The organism is Collinsella aerofaciens (genome assembly GCF_018785245.1).
Classification (GTDB): domain Bacteria; phylum Actinomycetota; class Coriobacteriia; order Coriobacteriales; family Coriobacteriaceae; genus Collinsella; species Collinsella aerofaciens_AD.
The window spans coordinates 41,050-50,173 of record NZ_WQPL01000017.1; the positions used below are offsets into that span (position 1 = coordinate 41,050).

8 protein-coding genes are annotated in these 9,124 nt (G+C 61.2%); 6 read left to right on the forward strand and 2 right to left on the reverse strand.

Translation table 11 applies throughout. From position 1 onward, the window contains the following. Positions 1-191 precede the first annotated feature (191 nt). The 5 genes from pckA (at position 192) to GPK39_RS03905 (ending at position 4,797) form a co-directional block, all read left to right on the forward strand. On the forward strand, positions 192-1,862 hold the full coding sequence (gene pckA, locus GPK39_RS03885; RefSeq protein ID WP_215673937.1) for a phosphoenolpyruvate carboxykinase (ATP): 1,671 nt from the start codon (positions 192-194) through the stop codon (positions 1,860-1,862). Between the two features lie 223 nt (positions 1,863-2,085). Next, positions 2,086-2,805, forward strand: coding sequence for a B3/B4 domain-containing protein (locus tag GPK39_RS03890; RefSeq protein WP_215673939.1), 720 nt, complete (start codon positions 2,086-2,088; stop codon positions 2,803-2,805). 168 nt (positions 2,806-2,973) lie between these two features. Continuing rightward, positions 2,974-3,423, forward strand: coding sequence for a MarR family winged helix-turn-helix transcriptional regulator (locus tag GPK39_RS03895; RefSeq protein WP_022093866.1), 450 nt, complete (start codon positions 2,974-2,976; stop codon positions 3,421-3,423). Between the two features lie 119 nt (positions 3,424-3,542). Further along, the gene (locus GPK39_RS03900; protein WP_138374923.1) at positions 3,543-4,397 is read left to right on the forward strand and encodes a DegV family protein; all 855 of its coding nucleotides are present in this window, start codon (positions 3,543-3,545) and stop codon (positions 4,395-4,397) included. A gap of 76 nt (positions 4,398-4,473) precedes the next feature. Continuing rightward, positions 4,474-4,797 (forward strand): MGMT family protein, encoded by a 324-nt coding sequence (locus GPK39_RS03905; protein WP_171021528.1) that lies wholly within the window; start codon positions 4,474-4,476, stop codon positions 4,795-4,797. A gap of 336 nt (positions 4,798-5,133) precedes the next feature. Here GPK39_RS03905 and trpS read toward each other — a convergent pair whose 3' ends face one another. Together trpS and GPK39_RS03915 are read right to left on the reverse strand one after the other, a co-directional pair. Next, positions 5,134-6,183, reverse strand: coding sequence for a tryptophan--tRNA ligase (trpS, locus tag GPK39_RS03910; RefSeq protein WP_022094797.1), 1,050 nt, complete (start codon positions 6,181-6,183; stop codon positions 5,134-5,136). A 159-nt stretch (positions 6,184-6,342) separates the two neighbouring features. Then, positions 6,343-7,542, reverse strand: coding sequence for an MraY family glycosyltransferase (locus tag GPK39_RS03915; protein WP_195235025.1), 1,200 nt, complete (start codon positions 7,540-7,542; stop codon positions 6,343-6,345). 525 nt (positions 7,543-8,067) lie between these two features. Between GPK39_RS03915 and GPK39_RS03920 the strand changes: the two genes are divergently transcribed. Continuing rightward, positions 8,068-9,006 (forward strand): radical SAM protein, encoded by a 939-nt coding sequence (locus GPK39_RS03920; protein ID WP_138374925.1) that lies wholly within the window; start codon positions 8,068-8,070, stop codon positions 9,004-9,006. The last annotated feature ends 118 nt before the right edge of the window (positions 9,007-9,124 follow it).

The following is a 9,124-nucleotide window of genomic DNA, read 5'->3' on the forward strand; positions in this document are numbered from 1 at the left end:
GTTCAAGAGTGTCCCCAATGACTAGTCGTTTAAGAACGTCCCCAATGACTGGGCCGCTTGCCTGCGATTTTTGACCGTTGGGCGGGCTTGCCGCCCTTGCCGCAAAAACGTTTTTGCATATCGGGTACAACGGGCTTTACGTGAGTAAAGTGCGCGCCGCGTCCACGTGCCGCGTTTTTAAAGGAGGCCCCATGCCTGGTGTTACCCCTGCAGAAGTTCTGTCCAATTTTGGCATTACGCTGGTCGAAGACCCCGCTGAGAACCAGCCCCGCCTGCTGGTTGACCTGCCGGCAGCCGAGCTCGTCGAGCATGCCATCCGCCGCAACGAAGGCCGCATGGCATCCAACGGCGCGCTGGTGATCGAGACGGGGGAGCGTACCGGACGTTCGCCCAACGACCGCTTTATCGTTGACACCCCCGATGTCCACGACAAGATTGCCTGGGGCGCCGTCAACCGCCCGCTGTCCGTCGAAAGCTACGAGGTCATCAAAGCCGGCATCGTCGACTATCTCAACGAGCGCGATGTGTTCGTCACGCGCGGCATGGCGGGCGCCGACCGCAACCACACGCGTCGCCTGCTTGTTGCCTGCGAGCGTGCCAGCCAGGCACTCTTCATTAAGCAAATGCTTGCCCGTCCGCTCGCCCGTGAAATCGCGCGCACCGGCGAGCCCGACTTCTGCGTGCTCGCGGCACCCGGCTACCAGTGCGACCCTGCCATCAAGGGCCTCAACTCCAGCGCCGCCGTGGTCATCAACTTCCAGGAGCGCGTGATTCTGGTCGCGGGCACCGGCTACTCCGGTGAGATCAAAAAGTCCATCTTCAGCGTCATGAATTACCTGCTGCCCGTCGAGGATGACGTACTGCCCATGCATTGCTCGGCCAGCATGGATCCCGTCACGCACGAGACCGCGATTTTCTTTGGCCTGTCGGGCACCGGCAAGACCACGCTTTCGGCCAACCCCACGCGCCTGCTGATCGGCGACGACGAGCACGGTTGGTCCGACATGGGCATCTTTAACGTCGAGGGCGGCTGCTACGCCAAGTGCGAGGGCCTGGACGTGTTCCACGAGCCCGAGATCTTCAACGCCGTCCGCTTTGGCGCCATCTGCGAAAACGTGGTGCTCGACGAGAATCGCAAGCCCAACTACGACGACGTCTCGATCACGCACAATACGCGCGTGGCCTACCCTGTGGAGCACATTCCCAACGCGTGGACCAAGGGCATGGGCACCACCCCGAGCGTCGTGCTGTTTTTGACCTGCGATGCCTTTGGCGTGCTGCCGCCCATCTCGCGCCTGACGGCCGACGCCGCCATGTATCACTTTGTGACGGGCTTCACCGCCAAGATCCCTGGCACCGAGGTCGGCGTCACCGAGCCCACGCCCACGTTCTCCTCGCTGTTTGGTGAGCCGTTTATGCCGCTCGATCCTATGGTCTACGCCAAGATGCTCGGTGAGCGTATCGCCGACGGCCGCACGCGCGTCTATCTGGTCAACACCGGCTGGATTGGCGGCGGCTACGGCGTGGGTCATCGCATCGAGCTGGCCTACACGCGCTCACTGGTCGCTCGCGCCCTCGACGGCACCATCGAGGACAGCGAGTTTGTGCACGACGATATCTTTAATGTCGACATTCCCACTACGTGCCACGGTGTGCCCGATGGCATCCTGGTGCCGCGCCAGTACTGGCAGAGCACCGCGCGCTACGACGAGGCAGCGCACAACCTGGCGGTGATGTTCGAGGAGAACTTCGAGAAGAAGTACTCGCACCTGCCCGAGTCCGTCAAGGCTGCCGGTCCGCACGCCCAGGTGTCCGCCGACGCCCGCCATCGCGGCCGCGGCTTGCTGGGGCTCCGCCACTAGCGTCGCCTCAGACCCAAAACCACCACAAAGGGGACAGGCACCTTTGTGGTGGTTTTGCTCGCGCGGATGACTCAGGTTACAATACGCCTGACATATCGCCCCCTTCTCCGGATGGGGGCAGCGTAAGCGCTCTTGTGGCGGCACCGTAGGACTTTGAAGGTGGCCGTCGTAAGGGCGCTTTTTAGGTGCCCTCGCTCGGGCGCGCACGATGAAGGGAGAGCGTATGAAGAGCTTTATTGCCGAGGATTCATTCTGGGAGCTGTTTCCGCGGGCAGCGGTCGGCGTTGTGGTTGTGAAGGGCATGAAGCCCGCGGCTCAGATTCCTCAAGAGGACGTGGACGCGATTGCGGCGCTGCTCGATCGCGCCAACATCGATGCGGAACGCCACCTGACGAGTGATACCATCAGCGAGAATGCGCCGGTTAAGGCTTGGCGTGACGCGTACCGGCTGTTCAAGACCAAGAAGGGCGCGCGTTGCTCAGTTGAGAACCTGCTCAAACGCGTGCTCAAAGGGAAGCCGGTGGGCCACATCACGCCGGCGGTGGACATCTATAACACGGTGTCGCTGTCCTACGCGCTGCCCGTTGGCGGCGAGGACCTGCATGCGATTGAGGGAGATTTTCGCTTGAAGGTGACCGACGGTGGCGATGCGTTCTTGCCACTTGGCGAGGAAGCGGATGACCCGACGCTGCCCGGCGAGCTCGCCTACATTGACGATGCGGGCGCCGTGTGCCGCTGCTGGAACTGGCGCGATGGCGTTCGAACGGCTCTATCCGACGATTCGGCCGACGCATTCCTGGCGATTGAGTGCGTAGAGCCCGAGCGAATGGGGGACTGCCAGGCTGCCATCGATCGCTTGGCCGAGCTGCTTGAGCGCTATCTGGGAGCGACGGTTGTCGTTAAGACGCTTGTGACCCGCGACAATCCCTGTGTGGAGCTGTAGCGGCGCCTAGAACCTATTGATGCCCAAAACCACCACAAAGGCGCCTGTCCTTTGTGGTGGTTTTTATGTTGATGGGTCAACAAATGAGGCACGCAGGGCTGGCGTCCGCTGGGTACGGTTAAGATGTTAACCCGTTAGCATCATGCAAGCGAAAGGCGGTCGTCTCCCATGCAGCAGAACGACGAGACACGTTTTGAGGATTTTGTCGGACTGATCAGCGGGCTCTACAAGGAGATTCAGCGCATCAAGACGTCCGAAGGCGCAAGGCTCGGCCTTAAGGGCTCCGACGTCATGTGCCTGTACTATCTTGAGCGCAGCAAGGACGGCCTGACCGGCGCCGACCTCGCCCGCATGGCCGGCGTTACCCGTGCCGCCGTTTCGCGCACGCTGGCACATCTGGAGGAGGGCGGCTACGTCGAGGTCGATGATTCGGGTGATGCGGCCGTCAAGTACCGTGCCCCGGTGCGCCTGACTGCCCTGGGCGGCGAGAGCATGAGCGAGGCCGATCGCATCATTCGCGAAGTGCTCGACACCACCGGTAAGGCCATGGGCGTGGAGCAACGCGAGCAGATGTACGCGTCGCTGCGTACGATTCTCAACACCCTGCGCGAGATCTAAGGCCGCCAAGGCATTTGCTTCCAATTAACAACTGCATCGTCCCGTTTGAGCGCGCACGCCGTGTCGGGACATTGTTGTCAAAATTCCCTGCGCGAGATCTGCGCAAGAAAGGATTCGCTATGTCCGTCCGCATTATTACCGATTCCGCCAGCGATATGTCTCCGGCGGAGCACCCCGCTCTACGTGTTCTGCCGCTGTCCGTCACCTTTGGCTCCGACGTGTATATGGATGGCGTCGACATCGATCACCAGCGCTTTTACGAGATGCTCGTGGAGCGCGATGAGCTGCCCAAGACCGGTCAGGTCAACCCGTATGCCTTTTCACAGGCAATTGCCGAAGCGCGTGAGGCCGGCGACGAGGCCGTGATTATTACCGTGGGCGCCAAGCTTTCGGGCACCAATCAGAGCGCCCGTACCGCACTTGCCGAGGCGCCGGGCGGCGACGTGTTCGTTGTGGACAGCAATAACGTGACCTTGGGCGAGCGCGTGCTGGTTGAGTATGCGCTGCGCCTGGTGGACGAGGGCCGTAGTGCGGCCCAGATTGCGGCGGCCGTCGAGGCCGTTCGTGACCGCGTGGTCGTCATCGGCCTGCTCGAGACGCTGGAATACCTGGTGCGCGGCGGCCGCCTGTCTGCTGCGGCGGGCGCTGTGGGTACGCTGCTCAACGTGAAGCCGGTCGTGGCCGCCGAGGACGGCCTCATCGTGCAGTTGGGCAAGGCGCGCGGTTCCAAGAACGGTCGAAACCTGTTGAACCAGAAGGTTGAGCAGGCTGGCGGCGTCGACTTCTCCATGCCGCTGGCGCTTGGTTATACGGGTCTTTCGGACGCGGTGCTCAAGAAGTATATCGAGGACAGCGCCGCGCTGTGGGCCGGCCATGCCGAGAACGAGCTGCCCATCCACACCATTGGCGCCACCATCGGCACCCACGTGGGTCCCGGCGCCGTAGCCGTAGCCTTCTTCCGCCCCGCCAACTAACTATCCGGTCAAAACCACCACAAAGGGGACAGGCACCTTTGTGGTGGTTTATGCTGGTTCCGGTTGAAAGGAGCGCATGTTGGCGTCTGAGGGCTTTTTTGAGCGTGTGTACGAGGTGGTCGAGCAGATTCCCGAGGGGATGGTCGCCACGTATGGTCAGGTGGCGCTGCTTGCCGGTCGTCCACGAAGTGCGCGGTACGTGGGGTATGCCCTGCATAGCAATCCGCGCCCTGGTCAGATTCCCTGCCATCGTGTGGTGTTTGCCGATGGTCGCATTTGCGAGGGCTTTGCGTTTGGCGGCCCCGATGCCCAGCGTGAGCTCTTAATGGGGGAGGGCGTGACGTTTACCGATCCCATGCACGTCGACTTGGCCGCCTGTCGCTGGCCAGTAGGGCTCTAGCGGCTCTACCGTGGCCAAAACCACCACAAAGGTGCCTGTCCCCTTTGTGGTGGTTTTCCGTTGCAGGTTTACCTGGGTTAACTTATGGAGAAGCTATGGCGGTGCATATTGACGCTAGAAAGTAAACCATGGTGAACTATATTGGTTTCAGCAACGGAGCAGGCAATAGGCGATGAAAAAGCCTGCCCTGTTGAGTTTGATTCGCATTCCTCCCCTCTGTGCGATTCAACGGTGTACTTCGGGAACAGGCCCGCTGGCAACTAACTGCCAGCGGGCCTGTTCCTGTTTCGGGGAGAAATCTAATCTCACCGTCTATGTTGTGCGAAAGCGCTTTGCCTAGTACACCATGCCCATGGCGTCCTGAACCTCGGCCAGGGTCTGATCGGCGATCTCGTTGGCGCGACGGTTGCCCTCGTGCAGGACGTCCTTTACATAGTCCAGATCGTTCTCGTAGCGCTGACGGCGCTCGCGGATCGGCGCGAAGTACTCGTTGACGGCCTCGGTCACGTACTTCTTGAGCTGGCCGGAGCCGCCCATGCCGATCTCCTCGGCAATCTCGACCTCGGAGCGACCGGTGCAGATGGCGGCGGTCGAAAGCAGGCCGGACACGCCGGGGCGGTTCTCGGGATCGAACGTGATCATGCGCTCGGAGTCGGTCTGGCTCTTCTTGATGCGTTTGGCCGTCTCCTCGGCGGTCATCGAAATATTGATGGCGTTGCCGTAGCTCTTGCTCATCTTGCGGCCGTCCAGGCCGGGCAGCAGCGGGGTCTCGGACAGCAGCGCCTCGACCTCGGGGAACACCTTGCCGTAGCGGTTGTTAAAGCGGCGGGCGATGGTGCGGGTGAGCTCGATGTGCGGCAGCTGGTCGCGACCGACCGGCACCACGTTGCCCTTGCAGAACAGGATGTCGCAGGCCTGGTGCACCGGGTAGGTGAGCAGGAGGCCGGTAAGCTCGTGGCCCGAGGCCTCCATCTCGGCCTTGACCGTGGGGTTGCGCGCCAGCTCGGCCTCGGACACCAGCGACAGGAACGGCAGCATGAGCTGGTTGGCGGCGGGCACGGCGGAGTGCGCGTAGATCATGGTCTTGTCGGGGTCGATGCCGCAGGCAAGGTAGTCCATGACCATGTTGTACACGTTGTCCTGGATGTGCTCGGTGGTGTCGCGGTCAGTGATGACCTGGTAGTCGGCGATGAGCACGTTGGTCTTGGCGCCCATGTCCTGCAGCTCAACACGGCCCTTGAGGGTACCGAAGTAGTGGCCCAGGTGCAGACGGCCGGTGGGGCGATCACCGGTGAGCATGGTGAACTTCTCGGGCGTATTGGCCAGGCCCTCGCGAATGGCGTTGCTCTTTTGCAGCGCGACTTCGTAGCTGTTCTCGTTTGGCATGATTGCTCCTAACGTATGTTCATGGGTCAAGATGATAACGCGTTTATTGGAGGGGCGGGACGTAAGTAGGCGAGGGGCGGGAGAGGGGTGGCTTGTGCGGTGGGTGCGGCGCGGCCGCGCTTGGCCAACGGTGCCTTGGCACATCCTTGGCAGCTTGCCCTAGAGCTTGTGGTGGCGCTCTTCTTTGCGCTCCTCGGCTGCCTGCTCCTCCTGCTTAAAAGCGGGGTCGTCGGGGGTGACGAGCTCGTCCTCGTGCGTGCGCTTGTTGTAATGGTGGCGCAGCACGGGCTCAAACAGATGCAGATGCTTGGCAAAGGCCGCCGAGCCAATGGCGAGCACGGTAAAGATGAGTACGCGCATGGGCACCTCGACCTGGTTAATCGCGGCGGCGCCGGCCGAAAGCATGATGCACCAGGCATAGATGAGCAGCACGGCCTGTTTTTGGTTGTAGCCTTCTTGGATCAGGCGGTGGTGGATGTGGCCCTTGTCGGCCTGCCCGATGCTAATGTGGGCGCGCTTGCGGCGCACAATGGCGCTAAACGTGTCGATGATGGGCACGCCGGCAACGATGAGCGGGATGATAAGCGAGGTAAGTGCGGCGGTGCGGCTCACGTTGAGCAGCGAGATGGAGCCCAGCGCAAAGCCCAGAAGCAGCGACCCCGAGTCGCCCAAGAAGATGCTTGCGGGGTTGAAGTTGTAGCGCAAAAAGGCCAGACAGGCGCCAAAGAGCGCAATGGAGAGCGCGGCGGCGTCGATGCGGCCCGAGAGAACGGCCATCGAAAACATGGTGAACGACGCGATGCCGCAGATGCCCGTGGCCAAGCCGTCGAGGCCGTCGATGAGGTTAATGATGTTGGTGAATGCCACCAGATAGATTACGGTGATGGGGTAGGCGAGCCATCCGAGCATGATCTCGCCGGGGGCAAACGGGTTGACGATGACGCCGATTTTTAGGCCGCCGATACAGGCGATAAGCGCGGCGAGGACTTGTCCGGCCAGCTTTTGCTTGGGCGTGAGCTGGAAGACGTCGTCGATAGCGCCGGTCGCAAAGATGACGGTAAAGGAGAGCGCCAGCATGGGGTAGCTGATGTGCAGACGGGGGTGGGGCACCAAAACGGGCGGCCAACCCAGGTACCAGGTGCCTAGGATTTGCACAGTGCAGGCGACGACCAGGCCCAAAAACACCGCCGTTCCGCCCAAACGCGGGATGGGCTTGGTGTTGATGCGGCGCTTAGAAGGATAGTCGACGGCATCGAGCTTAATTGCCAAGCGCTTGACCAGGGGCACCGCGAGGAAGGTCGTGATAAAGGCCGCCGCTGCCACGCATAGGTACGGTATGTAGCTCGGGGATGAAGCCATGAATCTAAAAACCGCCAAGCGTCGAAGGAAAAGGTCAGAAGAACGCCATGCGCAAAGGGCATAGCCGAACCATAATACTCGATCAAGGGGGGTACATGGAATTGCACGCAGCGATAATCACGCGCTTACCAGATATTGGGATGTTGTCGATGGCTTGTCGGGATGCCGGCGGGGATCCATATGGACTGTAATGGTGATTTTCGGCAAAAGAAAACCACCCCCCACGTTACGAAAATGAACCCACCTAAAACAGGTGGGTGCCCTCATCGACTGTTCCAGCGTCCTTAACAACGAAGGATACCTGTACTAGGTACGACTGTGTGGGCTCCCTAAATAAACGCGACGGTTCACCCAGTTGCTCCGCGGGGGGCGGAATACCTACATCATAAAGCGGCACTTTATCGATTCCAGTCTTGACATTACAAAAATCGTGTCGGACGATTACGGCGCCTTGGGCTCGAGCCGTCTGTGGGGTTGATCCCTTTACGTTTGAGCTGCTGAATCGTTGTTTTGGAGCATGGTTTTATGCCGACGTCGTTGACCGAACTTTTTTCGCCCGCCTGCCATTTGTGTCCGCGCCGTTGCGGTGCGGCGCGCGATGAGGGCGCGCACGGCGTCTGCGGTGCTAACGACACGCTCAAGGTGGCCCGCGCCGCGCTTCATATGTGGGAGGAGCCGCCTATCTCGGGCGAGGCCGGTTCGGGCACGATCTTCTTTAGCGGCTGCTCGCTCAAATGTATCTACTGCCAGAACCACGAGATCTCGACCGGCAATTTTGGCCTTGAGATTTCGCCTGAGCGCCTGGTCGAGATTATGCTGGAACTGCAGGACCAGGGTGCCAACAACATCAATTTGGTGACGGCGACGCACTATGCGCACCTGTTGCCTGCCGCGATTGCCGCGGCACGGGCGCGCGGACTGGTTATCCCAATCGTCTACAACACGAGTGGTTACGAGCGCGCGAGTGCCGTGGCGGCGCTGGGCGACCTGGTCGATGTGTGGCTCACCGACTTTAAATATGCCGATGCGGCGCTTGCGCAGTCGCTCTCCCATATAAAGGATTACCCGCGTGTGGCCGTGTCGGGTCTGGCCCAGATGGCGCGCGAGATCGATCGCCGCGGGGGAGAGCTGGTGGATGACGACGGGCTCATGAAGCGCGGCATCATCGTACGCCACCTGGTGCTGCCGGGGCATGCGGATGACTCGTGCCGCGTGTTAGACCTGGTGTGGCAGACGGTGGGCGACGTGCCGATCTCGGTCATGAACCAGTACACGCCCAATGCGCTCATGCGCGAGCAGGGCGGCGAGTTGGCGCGCGCCGTGACGCGCGAGGAGTACGAGCAGGTGCTCGACCATGCCGACGACCTGGGCTTTACGACAATGTTCTGGCAAGAGGGCGGCGCGGTAGACGAGAGCTTCACCCCCGCCTTCGACACCACCGGCGTCCTCACCAGCGCAAAGTAGAGCGCACGCTGATGATTTTTCTGGGACGGGGATTAAAAAAGGCTCTGTTAGACCAGGATTGACATACATGTGTCCCCACGGTGCCATATCGTTGACCCCATAGACCGCGATGATGGGG